16 protein-coding genes and 1 riboswitch are annotated in these 18910 nt (G+C 53.7%); of the genes, 8 read left to right on the forward strand and 8 right to left on the reverse strand.

The features are described 5' to 3' along the window. Positions 1 to 136: 136 nt before the first annotated feature. Together murI and btuB are read right to left on the reverse strand one after the other, a co-directional pair. Positions 137 to 988: a glutamate racemase gene (gene murI, locus GA0061070_RS22520; RefSeq protein WP_090138567.1), complete on the reverse strand. Its 852-nt coding sequence runs from the start codon at positions 986 to 988 to the stop codon at positions 137 to 139. Next, the gene (gene btuB, locus GA0061070_RS22525; RefSeq protein WP_090138569.1) at positions 933 to 2783 is read right to left on the reverse strand and encodes a TonB-dependent vitamin B12 receptor BtuB; all 1851 of its coding nucleotides are present in this window, start codon (positions 2781 to 2783) and stop codon (positions 933 to 935) included. The genes murI and btuB overlap by 56 nt, the downstream gene beginning before the upstream one ends. 65 nt (positions 2784 to 2848) lie before the next feature. Next, positions 2849 to 3017: riboswitch (cobalamin riboswitch) on the reverse strand. Positions 3018 to 3134: 117 nt separating this feature from the next. Here btuB and trmA point away from each other — a divergent pair. Further along, positions 3135 to 4235 carry a tRNA (uridine(54)-C5)-methyltransferase TrmA gene (gene trmA, locus GA0061070_RS22530; protein WP_090138571.1) on the forward strand — a complete coding sequence of 367 codons (1101 nt, stop codon included), beginning with the start codon at positions 3135 to 3137 and terminating at the stop codon, positions 4233 to 4235. Between the two features lie 36 nt (positions 4236 to 4271). Here the strand turns inward: trmA and GA0061070_RS22535 are convergent, their stop codons facing one another. Both GA0061070_RS22535 and fabR read right to left on the reverse strand, forming a co-directional pair. Beyond that, entirely contained in the window at positions 4272 to 4637 is a 366-nt protein-coding gene (locus GA0061070_RS22535; RefSeq protein ID WP_090138573.1) for a YijD family membrane protein, read from the reverse strand. Next, positions 4637 to 5290, reverse strand: a complete 654-nt coding sequence (gene fabR, locus GA0061070_RS22540) for an HTH-type transcriptional repressor FabR (RefSeq protein WP_090125960.1) — start codon at positions 5288 to 5290, stop codon at positions 4637 to 4639. The genes GA0061070_RS22535 and fabR overlap by 1 nt, the downstream gene beginning before the upstream one ends. 195 nt (positions 5291 to 5485) lie before the next feature. On the opposite strand from fabR, the gene sthA reads away from it, so the two are divergent. Beyond that, a complete protein-coding gene (gene sthA / locus GA0061070_RS22545) occupies positions 5486 to 6886 on the forward strand; it encodes a Si-specific NAD(P)(+) transhydrogenase (RefSeq protein WP_090138576.1) in 1401 nt (466 codons plus the stop codon). Here the strand turns inward: sthA and oxyR are convergent. The 4 genes from oxyR to argC form a co-directional block, all read right to left on the reverse strand. Beyond that, positions 6869 to 7786 (reverse strand): DNA-binding transcriptional regulator OxyR, encoded by a 918-nt coding sequence (gene oxyR, locus GA0061070_RS22550; protein WP_090138578.1) that lies wholly within the window; start codon positions 7784 to 7786, stop codon positions 6869 to 6871. The two genes, sthA and oxyR, sit on opposite strands and share 18 nt — an antisense overlap. A gap of 258 nt (positions 7787 to 8044) precedes the next feature. Then, on the reverse strand, positions 8045 to 9418 hold the full coding sequence (gene argH, locus GA0061070_RS22555) for an argininosuccinate lyase (protein ID WP_090138580.1): 1374 nt from the start codon (positions 9416 to 9418) through the stop codon (positions 8045 to 8047). A 117-nt stretch (positions 9419 to 9535) separates the two neighbouring features. Further along, positions 9536 to 10312, reverse strand: coding sequence for an acetylglutamate kinase (gene argB / locus GA0061070_RS22560; protein WP_090138582.1), 777 nt, complete (start codon positions 10310 to 10312; stop codon positions 9536 to 9538). Positions 10313 to 10322: 10 nt separating this feature from the next. Further along, positions 10323 to 11327, reverse strand: coding sequence for an N-acetyl-gamma-glutamyl-phosphate reductase (gene argC / locus GA0061070_RS22565; protein WP_090138584.1), 1005 nt, complete (start codon positions 11325 to 11327; stop codon positions 10323 to 10325). A gap of 166 nt (positions 11328 to 11493) precedes the next feature. Here argC and argE point away from each other — a divergent pair, with 166 nt between their 5' ends. The 6 genes from argE to tnpA form a co-directional block, all read left to right on the forward strand. Further along, positions 11494 to 12645 carry an acetylornithine deacetylase gene (gene argE, locus GA0061070_RS22570; protein ID WP_090138586.1) on the forward strand — a complete coding sequence of 384 codons (1152 nt, stop codon included), beginning with the start codon at positions 11494 to 11496 and terminating at the stop codon, positions 12643 to 12645. A gap of 265 nt (positions 12646 to 12910) precedes the next feature. Beyond that, positions 12911 to 15562 carry a phosphoenolpyruvate carboxylase gene (gene ppc, locus GA0061070_RS22575; protein ID WP_090138588.1) on the forward strand — a complete coding sequence of 884 codons (2652 nt, stop codon included), beginning with the start codon at positions 12911 to 12913 and terminating at the stop codon, positions 15560 to 15562. A gap of 94 nt (positions 15563 to 15656) precedes the next feature. Beyond that, a complete protein-coding gene (locus tag GA0061070_RS22580; RefSeq protein ID WP_090138590.1) occupies positions 15657 to 16508 on the forward strand; it encodes a helix-turn-helix transcriptional regulator in 852 nt (283 codons plus the stop codon). 217 nt (positions 16509 to 16725) lie between these two features. Next, a complete protein-coding gene (gene fsa / locus GA0061070_RS22585) occupies positions 16726 to 17388 on the forward strand; it encodes a fructose-6-phosphate aldolase (protein WP_090138592.1) in 663 nt (220 codons plus the stop codon). Positions 17389 to 17398: 10 nt separating this feature from the next. Next, complete coding sequence (gldA, locus tag GA0061070_RS22590) at positions 17399 to 18502, forward strand: bifunctional L-1,2-propanediol dehydrogenase/glycerol dehydrogenase (protein ID WP_090138594.1); 1104 nt, start codon at positions 17399 to 17401, stop codon at positions 18500 to 18502. A 194-nt stretch (positions 18503 to 18696) separates the two neighbouring features. Beyond that, a partial coding sequence (gene tnpA, locus GA0061070_RS22600; protein WP_139109820.1) for an IS200/IS605 family transposase occupies positions 18697 to 18910 on the forward strand: 214 nt, incomplete at its 3' end.

The following is an 18910-nucleotide window of genomic DNA, read 5'->3' on the forward strand; positions in this document are numbered from 1 at the left end:
GATTTCTTCACCTGACAGGCCGGTGTGTTTGCCGTTGTGCCGTGTCAGTGGAGGCGCATTATAGGGAGTTAATTCCGGCTGACAACCCCTAATTTAAAAAAAGTTTTCAACCGTCTCTTTTTTGTTCAAGGACGCCCTAAAGAGCTAGTTTTTCGAGCGTTTTAAAGCCATAGCGCTGCAAAACGGGCAATAACTGTGCAGTTTCAGGCGTTAGTGCCATGCAGTACGCAATATTATCGCCAGCGGATTTTGCATCCGGTGCTTCATGTTCCAGCAACCAGGCGGTACGACGGGCAATAGCTGCACCGGAATCTACCAGCCGGGTACCCTCTGGCAGCACCTGCAACAGTTCATCCTGCAACAGCGGAAAGTGCGTGCAACCTAAGACTACGGTATCCGGAGGCTCTTTCATACGTAACCAGGGACGCAAGATGTGGCGTAGCTCTTCAAGCGATACTTCCTTACCGTGCAGTTTCGCTTCAGCCAGAACCACCAGATCCGCCGACCCCAGCATCTCAATACGACACTCATTCGCGAAACGCGAAATCAGTTCATGCGTATAAGGACGTTTCACTGTGCCACGCGTTGCCAGTAGACCTACAATACCGTTTGCCGTTAAGCGCGCGGCCGGTTTGATGGCGGGGACAACACCAACAACAGGAAAGGTGAATTTGTCACGTAATGCGGGAAGAGAGACAGTGCTTGCGGTATTACAGGCGATAACAGCCAGTGCGAGGGGATATTGCGCCTGAACAGCGGTAACAATCTCGACAACACGTTCAACAATAAACTCTTCGCTTTTCTCACCATAGGGGAAAGCGACATTGTCGAAAGCGTAAATGTAATGGAGATCCGGCAGGAGATGCCGAATCTCATCATAGACGGATAACCCACCGACGCCGGAGTCAAACACCAGGACGGTGGGACGCGCGTCAGAAGGTGTAGCTGCCAGACAAGGTGTATTCCCGTCCTGCAGTTTGGTAGCCATAAGCTGTCTCGTACTCTTTATCGAACAAGTTAGCTATTTTACCACGAACTGTAAGGTGAGATGTCACTGGATATGAGGCAGATAGATCAACCGTACTATAACTCGGCAAAACACGTTGCTCAGGGTTATAAATTGATGTGCGATTGTCATAGCGTTTGCCGAAGTATTCCCACGCAAGATCCATATCCACGTTAAAGATGGACCAGTCGAGTTGGTACTTGGCCTGGCGTTTTGCGCGGCGCGGCAGCACTTCGTTCGTTTCGTCATCACGCGGATCGATGTACTGCAAGGTCACACGATGCGAGAAAATGCCGGTATCGACACTTCCTGTCCACTCAACGCCTTTAATGGTCGCAGAATTAATGTTGTAGTAAGCCGTATCGCTATAGGTGATCAGATTATCGATCTCATAACGGTACGCGGACAGACGCCAGTCAACTGGGCCGGTTAATCCTTCCACACCCGCTTCCCACTGTTTTGACTCTTCCGGTTTCAGATCCGGATTGGAAGCAATGCCAAAGCGCTTCGCGCCGTACTGCTGTCCAAGCGAAGGTGCCAGAAAACTCGTACCGTAGGAGAGCGTCAGGCGGTAGTTTTCTACAAACTCCCAGCCAGCAGCCGTTTGCCAGGTACCGTGCCAGCCGAACGCATCATCTTTATCTTCGCGACCGGAAGCCTCCAACGTAACATCACCAAACTGCTGCATCCCGTTCAGGTAGAGGCCGGTGTTATCACGATCGTAGCTGTCGCTCGTGCTTTGATTAGATGAAACCAGACGCTCCTGCTTCCAGTCGACACCTGCACCTAACGAGCCTTTACCCACCGTAATATTGTTACCCCACTGAATGTAACGCTGCTCCATATCATCCAGTGTAGTGCCATCGTTATAACGGCCATAGATACTGCTGTAGTTGTAGTCTTTGCTTTTTTGGTAGCTGGCCAGCAGTTGCGAGGAGTAGATCCCTTGGTTGAAATTCAGCCCGGTATCCCAACCCTGAACATACAGCTGGCGCTCATCAGCGCTGTAATCCGGCGAATATGGCGCACTACCCAGGTCGTAATCCACATTATTGCTGAAGCTGTAGCCACGGAAAAAACCGTCAAAATGGTCATCAAACTTATGCTGTAAGCTGCCCCAGAAAGTTTTATTACGGTAGCCATCGCGATCTTTATCATGATCCCATGTCGAATCCGGCTGCACGTTGAATCCGCGCGTACTGGTATAAGAACCTGCGGCGGTCACCATCGTATCGCCAAAACGTTGGCGCAAAGTGCCGTCATAGGTTTGATAACCTTTCGAGCCAATGCTGGTGTTAACCTGGGATTTATCGCTATCTGTCATCGTAATGATGTTGACCACGCCGCCAATCGCACCGGAGCCATAAACCGCAGAGCGCGGCCCGCGAATATACTCAACGCGCTGCACCAGCGAGAGCGGGATTTGATTGAGTTCGGGATCGTTCGAAATCCCCGAACGCGCCACCGGTACGCCATCAATCAGCAGCAGCAAATGTTTTGCTTCCGTACCGCGAACATACACGGACGCTGTTTGTCCCAGACCACCATTTTGCGCGATATCTACGCCCGGTAAACGGCGCAGCACATCAATGAGCGAACGGGATTGCCAGCGATCGATATCCTCGCGCGTCACCACTTCGGTTGGTGCCAGCACTGTTTTAGCCGATTGTTGAAAACGATTTGCTGTCACCACCAAATTGTCTGAGCCGCTATCCTGCGCCCAGCCGGAAAATGCCGTGACGGAGAGTGCCGTCAGCAGCGAAGCTTTTTTAATCATTGTGAGAGCATCCACAAAATAAAAAGGATGCCGCAGGTTCCATCAATAGCACGCGATGATGTCACCAGATGCGACGTATTCCGGCAGGTCTTCGGGCTTGGAGGTACAACAAGACAGGACTTCCCACCACAGGCAGTGTCTGCTGTCTCACCTTAATCCTTACCGCTGCGCGTCAGCCCCAGATTCACACTGGATTCCCTTTTAACTCACAGGACCGGAACACGGATGCTACATTCTGTTACATATGGATGTCCAGACTGCTAAGGGAGTATTTCAAAAACATCCAGCGCTGGACATCCGGTGAGCAATCCCTACAATCGCCGCGTTATTCTTAATCTCTCAGGAAGCATCATGACCCCCGAACACCTGCCGACAGAACAATACGAAGCCCAACTGGCCGAAAAAGTCGTGCGTCTGCAATCGCTGATGACACCATTTTCCGCGCCGCTTCCGGAGATGTTCCGCTCGCCGGTCAGCCATTACCGCATGCGCGCCGAGTTCCGGATTTGGCATGACGGGGACGATCTCTACCACATTATCTTCGATCAGCAGACAAAATCGCGTATCCGCGTCGACAGCTTCCCGGCGGCCAGCGAGCTGATTAACGTATTAATGAAAGTGATGATTGCTGCCGTACATAGCAATCACATGCTACGCCACAAGCTGTTCCAGATTGACTACCTGAGTACCATGAGCAATCAGGCGATTGTGACGCTGCTATATCACAAAAAGCTGGATAATGAATGGCACGAAGCCGCCACCCAGTTGCGCGATGCGCTGCGGGCACAAAACCTGAATGTGCAACTGATTGGCCGCGCCACGAAAACCAAAATTGAGCTCGATCAGGATTATGTCGATGAACGCCTGCCAGTCGGTGGCAGAGAGATGATCTACCGCCAGGTGGAAAACAGTTTTACCCAGCCTAACGCGGCAATGAATATCCAGATGCTGGAATGGGCGCAGGATGTCACTCACAACGCCAGCGGCGATTTGCTGGAGCTGTATTGCGGTAACGGCAACTTTTCGCTGGCGCTGGCCCGCAATTTCAACCGCGTGCTGGCCACGGAAATCGCCAAGCCGTCTGTCGCCGCCGCACAGTACAACATCGCCGCCAACCATATTAATAATGTACAAATCATTCGTATGTCTGCGGAGGAATTCACGCAGGCGATGAACGGCGTACGCGCCTTCAACCGTTTGCAGGGGATCGATTTGAAAAGCTACCAGTGCGAAACGATTTTCGTCGATCCGCCACGCAGCGGGCTGGATGCGGAAACCGAAAAAATGGTGCAGGCCTATCCGCGTATTCTGTACATCTCCTGCAACCCGGAAACGCTGTGCAAGAACCTCGAAACATTAAGCCAGACGCACGACATTTCGCGTCTGGCATTGTTTGATCAGTTCCCTTACACGCACCATATGGAGTGCGGCGTTCTGTTGACCAGGAAGTAAAATCTCTCATCCCTCTCCGTAAAGGGGAGGGGAAAATCACTCCGACGCCTCGCGTTTGCGGCTACGGCTGCGCAGGCGGAAACCAATCCAGAAGACCAGCACTACCGACAGCACGGCCGGCAGGAAGTTAGAGCCGATCACCGGGTATTCAGCGCGAACGACTGTACTGTACAGCAACACGCCGAGAATAAAGCAAGCGGCGGCAAGGCCCGGCAGACCAACTGGCATGGTGCGATTCTGGTAACGCTGATGCAGGCAATAGACCGTCAGCACCAGTGAGATAACCGGAAACAGAGAAAAGGGAACCACGGAACTGAATACAGCAGAAAATGCGCCGTTAATCGATAAGCCAGCAACCAGCGCCAGCAGCAACGTACCTTTATCTTGACCTGACTGTTTCATTACTCATCCTTTGCTTCACTCGTCGATTGATGCGCCAGTTTTTCCTGCTCGCGGCGATACCAGTAATAGGCGCCTTTTGAAATCATCCGCAATTGCAATACCAGCCGCTCTTCTAACTGCCGGCGTTGTTCAGCACTCACATCCAGCGCTTCTGCGCCAGCGTTAAAAACGATCGTTACCATCGCCTCGGCTTGCGCCTCGGTAAAGGCGCGCGGCATATGGTTTTCGAGTTCGAGATAGTCGGCAAGTTCCGCGATAAAGTGCTGAATCTCGCGCGCGACCGCCGCGCGGAAAGCGGCTGAAGTCCCGGAACGCTCACGCAGCAGTAGCTGAAATGCGTTGGGATTGTTGCCAATAAATTCCATAAAAGTGGAAACCGAGGTGCGAATCACGCTGCCGCCTTTGGCAATACGCTGGCGCGCCTGGCGCATCAACTGGCGCAGCATCAACCCGCTTTCGTCCACCATGGTCAGGCCGAGCTCATCAACATCACGAAAATGTCGGTAAAAAGACGTCGGCGCGATACCCGCCTCGCGGGCAACTTCCCGCAGGCTCAGGCTGGCAAAACTCCGCTCGGCGCTCAGTTGGCTAAATGCCGCTTCCACCAGCGAACGCCGGGTTCGCTCTTTTTGTTGCGCTCTTACACCCATCATTATGTTTGAATCCTTCCCGGGGCTTTCTGGCAATATACCAGAAGAAAATCCGATCTGATCGTACTGGATTGTGACCGATTATTTACACGTCGTTTCTTCTTTTTTGCCTGAAAAAAGCACAACGATAATTGGGATATTACGACTTTAATGTTAGTATTCTGTTGCTTTTATGTATAAGAACAGGTAAGCCTTACCATGCCACATTCCTACGATTATGATGCAATTGTAATAGGCTCCGGTCCAGGCGGCGAAGGCGCAGCTATGGGTCTGGTTAAACAAGGAGCACGGGTCGCGGTTATTGAGCGTTACCATAACGTCGGCGGTGGCTGCACGCACTGGGGAACTATCCCGTCGAAAGCGTTGCGCCATGCTGTTAGCCGCATTATCGAATTCAACCAAAATCCTCTCTACAGCGACCATAGCCGCCTCCTCCGCTCCTCTTTTGCCGATATCCTGAACCACGCAGAAAGCGTGATTAATCAGCAAACCCGCATGCGTCAGGGCTTTTATGAGCGTAACCGTTGCGAAATTCTTGAAGGCAACGCCCATTTTATTGATGACCACACGCTGGCGCTGGAGTGCCACGACGGCACAGTAGAAACGATCACTGCAGAGAAGTTTGTTATCGCCTGCGGCTCACGTCCTTACCATCCGGCCGATGTGGATTTCACCCATCCGCGCGTCTATGACAGCGATTCGATCCTCGATATGCATCATGAGCCCCGCCATGTCATTATTTATGGCGCCGGGGTGATCGGCTGCGAATATGCATCGATCTTCCGGGGAATGAATGTCAAAGTCGATTTGATCAACACCCGCGATCGTCTGCTGGCGTTTCTCGATCAGGAGATGTCGGATTCGCTCTCGTACCACTTCTGGAATAGCGGTGTCGTTATCCGTCACAACGAAGAGTATGAGCGTATCGAGCCGCTGGAAGACGGCGTCATCATGCACCTCAAATCGGGCAAGAAACTGAAAGCCGATTGTCTGCTCTATGCTAACGGCCGTACCGGTAATACCGACAGCCTGAAGCTGGGTAATATTGGTCTGGAAGCAGATGGCCGCGGGCAGTTGAAGGTCAACAGCATGTACCAGACCGCGCTGCCGCACGTTTATGCTGTGGGTGATGTGATTGGCTACCCAAGCCTGGCGTCAGCGGCTTACGATCAAGGGCGTATCGCCGCGCAGGCGATGATTAAAGGCGAAGCGACAGCGCACCTGATTGAAGATATCCCGACCGGCATTTACACCATTCCGGAAATCAGCTCCGTTGGTAAAACCGAGCAACAACTGACCGCGATGAAAGTGCCGTACGAAGTAGGCCGGGCGCAGTTCAAACACCTGGCGCGGGCGCAAATTGTTGGTATGAATGTCGGTACCCTAAAGATCTTGTTCCACCGCGAAACGAAAGAAATTTTGGGGATCCACTGCTTTGGCGAGCGCGCGGCCGAAATTATTCATATCGGCCAGGCGATTATGGAGCAGAAAGGCGGTGGTAACACGATCGAGTACTTCGTTAACACCACCTTTAACTACCCGACAATGGCGGAAGCCTATCGGGTTGCCGCGCTAAACGGTTTAAACCGCCTGTTTTAACGCGTTATCGAAATGGCCATCCATTGCACTGCGGATGGCCTCTGCCAGTTGCTCATAGCGACTGCGCAGCGGTGAACCAGGGCGATAAACCAGGCCGACAGTACGTTTCGGCTCCGGCTTAATGCACGGCAGGTAAACCACGCCATCACGTTTACGTTCACGCGGAACAGAGAGCGCAGGTAACAGCGTGATACCGCTTCCGGCGGCCACCATATTACGCAACGTTTCCAGACTGGTTGCACGGAAGTGCGTATCTTCATCGGCCCCGGCTTCAAAGCAGAACCCCATCGCCTGATCGCGCAGGCAATGGCCATCTTCCAGCATCAGTAGTTTTTCCCCGGCAAGATCGGACATCGGTACACATTCGCGGTTCGCCCACGGGTGGTCTTCATAAATCGCCAGCAGCATCGGTTCGTCATACAACGGCACCTCAATGAAGGCTTCGCTCTCTTTGACCAGCGCCAGAATGGCGCAATCGAGCTTGCCGCTGTCCAGTTGCGCCAGCAACTGATGCGTCTGTGCTTCGTGCAGGTACATTTCCAGTTTCGGGAAGGTTTGATGCAACAGCGGAATGATATGCGGCAGCAGATAAGGTCCAACGGTTGGGATCAGACCAATATGCAGCGGGCCGGACATCGTTTCCCCCTGCTGGCTTGCCATTTCCTTCAGCACTTTAACCTCGCGCAACACCGTACGAGCCTGATCCACCAGCAGCAAACCAGCCTGGGTGAACAGCACTTTGCGACTGGTACGTTCCAGCAGCATCACACCCAGTTCATCTTCCAGCTTCCGGATCTGCCCGCTCAGCGTTGGCTGGCTAACGTGGCAGGAATCGGCTGCACGGCGAAAATGGCGATGTTCGGCTAACGCCACAAGGTATTCAAGATCACGAATATTCATTATTCATCCTCCGTCGCCACGATAGTTCATGGCGATAGATAGAATAGCAACCAACGATTATCCCTATCAAGCATTCTGTTGAATAATAAGCCAAGAAACGGAGCGGTGCCTCATTTAACCCTTGATGAGCGATTAACCTTCAGTTTCTCTCTGAACAACTAAAGCCAACGTGAACGTTTAGCGGACCTGAGTGTCCGCTTTTTTTTGCGTAAAAAAGCCCGGCGAAGAGCCAGGCTGGGTATTACGTTTTCTTGCGGGTTACACCAGACGTACTTTCGCATCGGCGATAGCCTGCGCCACCTGAACTGGCGATACGCCACCTTTCGCAGCACGTTTATCCAAACAGGATTGCAGCGACAACACGGGATAAACATCATCGCCAATCACAGTACTGAATTTTTGCAGATCGGTAAGCGACAGCGCTTCCAGCGGCTTCGCCTGGCGAATCGCTTCCACCACGGCTTCACCGACAATATGGTGTGCTTCGCGGAACGGCACGCCTTTGGCGACAAGATAATCGGCCAGTTCGGTTGCATTTGCATAACCCTGCTGCGCCGCTTCCTGGCAGCGCGGGCGTTTCACCTGAATACCGTCCAGCACCAGCGCCGCCATATGCAGGCAGTCGAGCCAGGTATCGAGTGCATCAAACAGCCCTTCTTTGTCTTCCTGCATATCTTTGTTGTAGGCCAGTGGCAGACCTTTTAGCGTCATCATCATGCCGGTCAGCGCGCCCTGCACGCGGCCGCATTTACCGCGGATCAGCTCCAGTGCATCCGGGTTTTTCTTTTGCGGCATCAGTGAAGAACCAGATGTCACCCGATCAGACAGCTCAACAAAACCTGCTTCGCCAGAGTTGAAGAAGATCAGGTCTTCGGCAAAACGCGATAAATGCACCATGCCGATCGAGGCATCGGAGAGCAATTCCAGCACATGATCACGATCGGAGACGCTATCCAGACTGTTGCGGGTTGCCGAGGCAAAACCCAGCCAGCCAGCCAGTTGCTCGCGATCGATTTCATAAGCCGTACCCGCCAGCGCACCGCAACCGAGCGGGCTGACATCGAGGCGTTTCAGCGAATCCTGCAAACGGCTCTCATCACGCGCCAGCATCTCAACATAGGCCAGCGCCCAGTGGGCAAATGTCACCGGTTGCGCACGTTGCAGGTGCGTATAACCTGGCATTACCGCATCCTGATTATTCTCTGCGGTCACCACCAGTGCGCTCTGCAATTGACGGTTCGCCAGTAGTAATTCGCTGATGGTGTCTTTACACCACAATTTCAGATCGGTGGCGACCTGGTCATTACGGCTGCGCCCGGTATGCAGTTTTTTACCCAGCTGCCCGACTTTATCGATCAGCTTTCCTTCTACCCAACTGTGAATATCTTCTGCATCGCTTTGCAGGATCTGCTGCGGATCGGCCTGCACTTCCTGCAACAAGTTGTTCAGCGCCTCTTCCAGTTGCAGTTGCTCTGCCTGCGTCAGCACGCCGACCGTCACCAGCGCTTTAGACCAGGCCACAGAGCCAACGATATCCTGCTCTGCCAGGCGATAGTCAAAGCGCAAAGAGTCGTTGAACTGTTTGAACCGTTGATCCGCTGCCTGAGTAAAACGCCCGCCCCAAAGTGCCATAATATGCTTCCTTAATTTCTTGAATTTCATTGCCGGATAGCGCTGCGCTTATCCAGCCAGGAGGTTCACTTCACACAGGCCCGATAAGGCATAGCCGACATCGGGCACATAAATGGATTACGCCAGAATACGCGTGCCGATCGGCGTGCCGTTAAACAGCGCCGGTAACTGCTCGGCATGGCGCCAGGAGGCGATATCAACCGGACGACCCAGTGCGCGCGCAGCATCCAGCGCGGCATTCACTTTGACGATCATGCCATCGGTAATAATGCCTTGCGCGATCAATTGCTCGGCTTTGGCTGCCGTCATTTCAGCAATACGCTGGCCTTTACCATCGAGAATACCGCTCACATCAGAAAGCAGGATAAGATCCGCGCCGAGTGTTGCCGCCAGCGCAGTCGCCGCCTGGTCAGCGTTGACATTCATCAGCGCGCCTTCGTCGGTCACGCCAATAGAGCTTATCACCGGCAGAAAACCACCTTCCAGCAGTGTATTAATCAGTTTCGGCGAGCCTGGCTGCGCCAGACCAACATGGCCCAGTTCCTCATCCAACTGGGTTACCTTGACACTGTCGCCATCGCCAAGGAACAGGCCAACGGAAGCGATATGGTGTTTCTTCGCCCATGCCAGCAGCGTTTTGTTGGCGGTACCAGCCAACGCGCCGGTGATGATGTCGATTTGATCGGCAGGCGTCACGCGCAGGCCGTTTTTCTTCTTCACCGGCAGGTTAAGTTGTTTCATTAACTCATCCACCACACAACCGCCGCCGTGGACAATGACTAGCGGGCGCTGATGAGATTCGCGATACTGCACCAGCGCCGTAAACAGACGCTCCAGCGCTTCTTCACTGTCCAGCAATACACCACCGAGCTTAATAATTAATGGATTCATCATCACGCCTGTCTTAAATAAGTGACTGGGTTTCAGCATAGCCGAAACGAATATTTGCGCACTGCATCGCCTGTGCCGCCGCGCCTTTCAGCAGGTTATCTTCCGTGGCGACCACAATCAGATGCTCGCCCTGAACGGCAAAACCAATATCACAGAACGGCAAACCGACCACGTTTTTCAGCGCCGGAACGCCTTTGTCATACAGACGCACCAGCGGTTTGTTGCCGTAAGCCTGTTTGAACATATCGGCGATCTGTTCCTGCATCACGCCAGGCTTCAGGCGGCAGGTGATGGTTTCCAGAATGCCGCGCGGGAAGCTCGCCAGATGCGGCGTGAAAATCACCTCCGTGCCAAGATGCGTGGAAATTTCCGGCTGATGGCGGTGGTTGAAAATACCGTAAGGTTGCAGGCTCACTTCGCAGAAGCTATTGGAGAGCGCCGCTTTACGTCCTGCACCGCTCACACCGCTGGTCGCGTTAATCACCGGCCACTGGTTCAGATCCAACAAACCAGCATCGATCAGCGGTTTCAACGAGAGTTGCGCCGCCGTCGGGTAACAGCCCGGTACGGCAATTAATTGCGCTTCTTTCAGTTTGTCGTGGTTCCACTCCGCCAGCCCGTAAACCGCCTGCGTGAGCAAATCGGCGCGCTGATGGGTAAAGCCATAGAATTTTTCGTAAAATGCGGGATCGTTAACGCGGAATGCGCCAGAAAGATCAAACACCACACAACCCGCGTCCAGGCAAACCGGCGCAAGATCGTGGCTCACTTCATGCGCCGTCGCCAGGAAAACCACATCCACGCCATCAAGGAACTCAGTGATGTCGGACATCGGCTGCAACGGGAGATCAACAATGCCTTTCAACTGCGGATGTAAATCGGAGATACACTTTCCTGCATCATTACTTTGCGCAGAAACCGTCAAAGCGGTTATGTTCATATGAGGATGGCGATTTACATAGGTCACTAGCTCTGCGCCAGCGTAACCGCTGGCGCCCACAATTAATGTGTTCAACATTGGGGCGGTTTACCTTTACGTCATGTGTGCCAGGGAAAGACTCAGCATCCCTCCCGCGTTGCTGAGCAAGTCACCTTTTAGGTTCCCTTACGCTCAGCCTTAGTGTATTTTTATTCACATTTAGTGCATGAATATTGATACTATCACGAACTCAGGTATGTCAACAATGAAAATGAATTTGCCGCCATTTATTGAGATTTACCGCGCCCTGATTGCCACCCCGTCAATCAGCGCAACGGAAGAAGCGCTGGATCAGAGCAATGCGTCTTTAATCAATCTGCTGGCAGGATGGTTTGGCGATCTCGGTTTCACTGTTGAAGTGCAGCCGGTGCCCGGCACGCGCAATAAATTCAATATGCTCGCCAGTGCCGGAACGGGCGCGGGCGGTCTGTTGCTGACCGGACACACCGACACCGTGCCGTTTGATGACGGGCGCTGGACGCGCGATCCCTTCACGCTCACCGAGCATGACAACAAACTCTACGGCCTCGGTACCGCCGACATGAAAGGCTTCTTTGCCTTCATTCTTGATGCGCTGCGTGACGTCGATGTGACAAAGCTGAGCAAGCCGCTCTACATCCTCGCCACCGCCGATGAAGAGACCAGCATGGCGGGTGCACGTTATTTTGCCGAAAATACGCAGTTGCGTCCGGATTGCGCCATCATCGGCGAGCCAACCTCCCTGCAACCGGTGCGCGCGCATAAAGGCCATATCTCCAACGCGATTCGTATCCTCGGACAGTCAGGCCACTCCAGCGATCCGGCGCGCGGTGTCAACGCTATCGAACTGATGCATGATGCTATCGGCCATATTCTGCAACTGCGCGACAACCTGAAAGAGCGTTATCACTATGCAGCATTCACCGTACCGTACCCGACGCTGAACCTGGGACATATTCATGGTGGTGATGCGGCGAACCGTATTTGCGCTTGTTGCGAACTGCATATGGATATTCGCCCGCTGCCAGGTATGACGCTGAACGATCTGAATGGATTGCTGAATGAGGCGCTGGAACCGGTAAGTTCCCGCTGGCCGGGCCGTCTGACCATTTCTGAACTGCATCCGCCGATTCCGGGCTACGAGTGCCCGCCGGATCACCAACTGGTGAGCGTGGTGGAAAAACTGCTCGGCGTAGAAACCGAAGTGGTGAACTACTGCACCGAAGCGCCTTTCATTCAGACGCTGTGTCCAACGCTGGTGCTTGGTCCGGGTTCCATCAATCAGGCTCATCAGCCAGATGAATATCTGGAAACACGCTTTATTAAGCCAACACGTGAACTTATTACCCAGGTTGTCCAGCATTTCTGTTGGCACTGATCGCCCTTTTTCTCGCGAATACCCACTTTCATAAGGTGGGTATTTATGTGCGCAAAAGGGTGACAAATGTCACAATCTCATAAGCATTACTTATCTGGCAGAAAGCGAATTAAATTTCGTAAATTGACGCCATTTATTCGTTTGCTGAAGCGATTTCGCAGCAATTGACGTAGTGGGTTTTACGTGGCTTTATAAAAGGCGGAGTCTTATATCTGCGCGATGGCAGATATAACAAAATAAAATGAGATGGGGTGTCTGGGGTAACATGAACGAACAATATTCCGCTTTGCGTAGTAATGTCAGTATGCTCGGCAAACTGCTGGGAGATACCATCAAGGATGCTCTCGGCGAGAACATCCTCGACCGGGTAGAAACAATCCGCAAGCTGTCCAAATCTTCTCGCGCCGGTAATGAAGCCAGCCGTCAGGAGCTACTCACCACATTGCAGAATCTGTCTAATGACGAATTGCTGCCAGTGGCGCGCGCTTTCAGCCAGTTCCTGAATCTTGCGAATACCGCAGAGCAGTACCACAGCATTTCTGCCAAAGGTGAAGCGGCCAGCAACCCGGAAGTGATTGCCCGTACCATCAAAAAGCTGAAAGACCAACCCAATCTCAACGAAGCCACCATCATTAAAGCAGTTGAATCACTGTCGCTGGAGCTGGTGCTAACCGCCCACCCAACCGAGATCACCCGCCGTACGCTGATCCACAAAATGGTGGAAGTGAACAATTGCCTGAAACAACTGGATAACAGCGATATCGCTGACTACGAACGCCACCAGTTAATGCGCCGTCTGCGCCAGTTGATTGCTCAGTCCTGGCATACCGACGAAATCCGCCGCAATCGCCCGAGCCCGGTTGATGAAGCCAAATGGGGCTTCGCGGTCGTGGAAAACAGCCTGTGGGAAGGCGTGCCAAATTATCTCCGCGAGCTTAACGAACAACTGGAAGAACACCTCAATTACAAGCTGCCGGTTGATTTTGTGCCGGTGCGTTTTACCTCATGGATGGGCGGCGACCGCGACGGCAACCCGAACGTCACCGCCGATATCACTCGCCATGTGCTGCTACTCAGCCGCTGGAAAGCGACCGATCTGTTCCTGAAAGATATTCAGTTGCTGATCTCCGAGCTGTCGATGGTCGAATGCACTAATGAACTGCGCGAGCTGGCGGGCGCAGACGGCGCGCGCGAGCCGTACCGTTATCTGATGAAAAAATTGCGTGCCGACCTGATGGCTACTCAGGCCTGGCTGGAAGCTCGCCTGAAGGGACAAAAACTACCGAAGCCTGCCGGTTTGTTGACGCAAAACGAGCAACTGTGGGAGCCGCTGTACGCCTGTTATAAATCACTACATGCCTGCGGTATGAGCATTATTGCCAACGGTGAGTTGCTCGATACATTACGCCGCGTGAAGAGTTTTGGCGTGCCGCTGGTACGCATCGATATTCGTCAGGAGAGTACCCGGCATACCGAAGCGCTGGGCGAACTGACCCGCTATCTAGGCATCGGCGATTATGAAAGCTGGTCGGAAGCTGACAAACAGGCGTTCCTGATCCGCGAACTGAACTCCAAACGCCCGCTGCTGCCGCGCCAGTGGGAGCCAAGCGATGAGACCCGCGAAGTGCTGGACACTTGCAGGGTGATCGCCGAAGCGCCGCGCGGATCAATCGCCGCCTATGTGATCTCCATGGCCAAGACGCCGTCCGACGTGCTGGCCGTTCACCTGCTGCTGAAAGAAGCCGGTATCGGCTTTGCACTGCCGGTTGCGCCGCTGTTTGAAACGCTGGATGACCTTAACAACGCCGACGACGTAATGACACAGTTGCTGAATATCGACTGGTATCGCGGCTTTATCCAGGGCAAACAAATGGTGATGATTGGCTATTCCGACTCCGCGAAAGACGCGGGCGTAATGGCCGCAAGCTGGGCGCAATATCAGGCTCAGGATGCGCTAATCAAAACCTGCGAGAAAGCCGGAATCGAACTGACGCTTTTCCACGGCCGCGGTGGTTCTATCGGGCGCGGTGGCGCGCCAGCGCATGCGGCGCTGCTCTCCCAACCGCCAGGTAGCCTGAAAGGCGGTCTGCGAGTGACCGAACAGGGCGAAATGATCCGCTTTAAATATGGTTTGCCGGAAGTCACCATAAGTAGCCTGTCGCTTTATACCAGCGCCATTATGGAAGCTAACCTGCTGCCGCCGCCGGAGCCGAAACCGCAGTGGTGCCATATTATGGATGCACTGTCGGACACCTCCTGCGAGATGTACCGTGGCTACGTGCGCGAAAACAAAGACTTCGTTCCCTATTTCCGTTCGGCAACGCCGGAGCAGGAACTGGGCAAACTACCGCTCGGCTCGCGTCCGGCGAAACGTCGTCCGACCGGCGGCGTCGAGTCACTACGTGCCATTCCGTGGATCTTCGCCTGGACGCAGAACCGCCTGATGCTTCCAGCCTGGCTGGGAGCAGGTGCTGCGTTACAGAAGGTGGTGGAAGATGGCAAACAGAGTGAACTGGAAGCAATGTGCCGCGACTGGCCGTTCTTCTCAACCCGCCTTGGCATGCTGGAGATGGTCTTCTCCAAAGCCGATCTGTGGCTGGCGGAATATTACGATCAGCGTCTGGTAAAACCAGAGCTGTGGGGGCTGGGCAACGAGCTGCGCAAGCAGCTGCAGGCGGATATTAATGTGGTACTGGCAATAGCCAACGATTCCCACTTGATGGCCGATCTGCCGTGGATCGCCGAATCCATCCAGTTACGTAACATCTACACCGACCCACTGAACGTATTGCAGGCTGAGCTGCTGCACCGTTCACGGCAGGCCGAAGAAGCCGGTGAAGTGCCGGATGAGCGTGTGGAACAAGCGTTGATGGTGACCATTGCGGGTGTTGCAGCGGGCATGCGTAACACGGGCTAATTTTCTCCCCACATCGCAAAAGGCCACGCTTGCTGTGGCCTTTTTTTATGTCGCCAGCTAAAGTTGTTCCTTCGCCCGTCACGAAAAGGAAAGCATGAGCCACGACGTCAGTCATCTCATCTCACGCTTGATCAACGGTCCGCTGCCGCTGCGTCAGGTCTGTTTTGCCGGAGTCACCGGTAGTGCGCCTGCGCTGGCCTGTCAGGTCGATTTTCCGCGGCTGGAAATTGTGCTGGAAGGGTCGCTTATGGATATCGGGATCGCCGGGGAAGCGCCGCTGATGACACAGCATGACGTTCTGTATATTCCGGCTGGCGGCTGGAACTGGCAGCAATGGCAGGCACCGGCCAGCACCTTAAGCGTATTGTTTGGCAAGCAGCAACTGAGCTTTAGCGTGAACCAATGGAATGGCGAAACTCTGCAAAATCTGGCGAAGCAACATGTCGCACGCCGCGGTCCGCGCGTGGGTTCTTTCCTGCTGCACACGCTGCATGAAATGCAAATGCAGCCGCGCGAGCAGCAAACCGCACGGCTGATTGTCTCCAGCCTGCTCAGCCACTGCCACGATCTGCTTGGTAGTCAGATCCAGACAGCTTCCCGCAGCGAAGCGCTGTTCGAAGCCATTCGCAGCTATATCGACGAACATTACGCCAAGCCGCTCACTCGCGAATCGGTGGCGCAGGCGTTTTACATCTCACCCAATTATCTTTCGCATCTGTTCCAGAAAACCAGCAGTCTCGGTTTTAACGAATACCTCACTCACACCCGGATGGAGCATGCCAAAACGCTGCTCAAAGGCTACGACTTAAAAATCAAAGAAGTCGCGCACGCCTGCGGTTTTGTCGACAGTAACTACTTCTGCCGCCTGTTCCGCAAAAATACCGAACGTTCCCCCTCCGAATATCGCCAGCAGTACCACAGCCATCTCAGAGAGAGAGAGGGGTGATCCTGCGGCACTGGATTTTTATGCGCTAAAAATCGCATCCCGCAGCTCGGCAAAGGTCTGCATTTCCGCGTCTCATAGTGATACAGAGCAACGTGTGAGCCAAATCTCAATTCGTCGTGGAGCTTACATTTATCCAGTGTTTGGCAGATTTGTTATATGGCGATTGCCTGGCAAGCGCTCGTATGCTGGGCCCAGAAACGTTATATGAGGATGCACGATGGAACTCTATCTGGACACCGCCAACGTGGCGGAAGTTGAACGCCTGGCGCAGGTTTATCCGCTCGCGGGTGTCACCACAAACCCCAGCATTATTGCCGCCGGGAAAACGCCGATATGGGATGTATTACCGCGTCTGCAAAACGCCATCGGCCCGGATGGGACGCTGTTTGCCCAGGTAATGAGCCGCGACGTGGAAGGCATGGTGTCTGAAGCCAGACGTTTCAACAACGCCTTCCCCGGAATCGTGGTGAAAATCCCGGTCACAACGGAAGGATTAGCCGCCATCAAGCAGTTGAAAAAAGAGGATATTGTTACACTCGGCACCGCTGTATACAGCGCCGCGCAAGGTTTGCTCGCGGCACTTGCCGGAGCAAAATATATTGCGCCTTATGTCAACCGTGTCGATGCCCAGGGTGGTGACGGCATTCGCATGGTGCAGGAGTTGCAAACGCTGCTGAAACTTCACGCGCCGCAAAGCAAAGTTCTGGCCGCCAGCTTCAAAACACCGCGTCAGGCGCTCGACTGCCTGCTCGCCGGATGTGAAGCAATCACGCTGCCATTAGATGTAGCGCAACAAATACTCAATACGCCCGCAGTAGAGTCAGCAATAGAGAAGTTTGAGCAGGACTGGAAAACGGCTTTTGGCAACCTCAACCTGTAGGAGGCAATATATGGATCGCATCATCCAGTCGCCAGGAAAATACATTCAGGGAGCAGACGTAATCACCCGTCTCGGCGACTATCTTAAACCGCTGGCCGATCGCTGGCTGGTCGTGGGCGATAAATTTGTGCTTGGTTTTGCCCAGGAAACGCTACAAAAAAGTCTGGTGGATGCCGGACTGGCCTGTGAAATTGAGCCATTTGGCGGCGAGTGTTCACAAAATGAAATTGATCGGCTGCGCGGCCTTGCGGAAAACGCTCACTGCGGCGCAGTACTCGGTATTGGCGGCGGGAAAACGCTGGATACTGCCAAAGCGCTGGCGTACTTCATGCACGTTCCAGTGGCAATTGCGCCAACAATCGCTTCCACCGACGCGCCGTGCAGCGCGCTTTCGGTTATCTACACTGACAACGGTGAATTCGAACGCTATCTGTTACTTCCCAACAACCCGAACCGCGTGATTGTCGATACCAAAATCATTGCCGGTGCACCGGCGCGACTACTGGCAGCGGGGATCGGCGATGCGCTCTCCACCTGGTTTGAAGCCCGTGCCTGTTCACGCAGCGGCGCAAAAACCATGGCCGGCGGGCAAAACACACAATCTGCGCTGGCGCTGGCCGAGCTGTGCTACAACACCCTGCTGGAAGAAGGTGAGAAAGCCATGCTCGCGGCTGAACAACATGTCGTAACACCTGCACTGGAGCGCGTGGTGGAAGCGAATACCTATCTGAGCGGCGTCGGCTTCGAGAGTGGCGGTCTGGCGGCTGCACATGCCATTCACAACGGTTTAACCGTCCTTGCGGACACGCACCACTACTATCATGGTGAAAAAGTGGCGTTCGGTACGCTGACGCAACTGGTGCTGGAAAACGCGCCGCTGGATGAGATCGAAACGGTCGCAGCACTGTGCCACACCGTTGGTCTGCCGATCACGCTGGCGCAACTGGATATCAAAACAGATATTCCGGCGAAGGTGCGCATCGTTGCCGAAGCAGCCTGTGCGGAAGGTGAAACCATCCACAACATGCCAGGCGGTGCAACGCCGGATCAGGTCTATGCCGCGCTGCTGGTCGCCGATCAGTACGGACAACGTTTCCTGGAAGAGTGGGAATAAGCGTTAACATACCCGGAGGCGCGAATGCTTACCGGGTCTGTAAAGCAAAAGCCTGGAACGGTTGTTCCGGGCTTTTTACGCTCATCTGAATGCCACCTCCTGTGGAGGTGGTCAGCAAAAAGTTGGCTCTGCCAGTAATGCTACCCATGGGAAAATCCGAATCCGTTATCCCCATAACTGATAAGGATTTAACCATGAGTAGGTTCACAAAAGCATCTCATGTGCTTTGGTGTTGTCAATATCATATAGTCTGGACACCCAAATGCCGATTTCGCATCCTACGGAACAATGTTGGCAAAGAAGTTTACAAACAGATAAGGATTTCAAGTGAACAGCTCGGAATAGAAGTAGTGGAGCTGAATGTTCAGTTAGATCATGTTCATCTGCTAGTAAAAATCCCCCCGAAAT

Origin of the sequence: Kosakonia oryziphila (assembly GCF_900094795.1) — a bacterium.
GTDB classification, from domain to species: Bacteria; Pseudomonadota; Gammaproteobacteria; order Enterobacterales; family Enterobacteriaceae; genus Kosakonia; species Kosakonia oryziphila.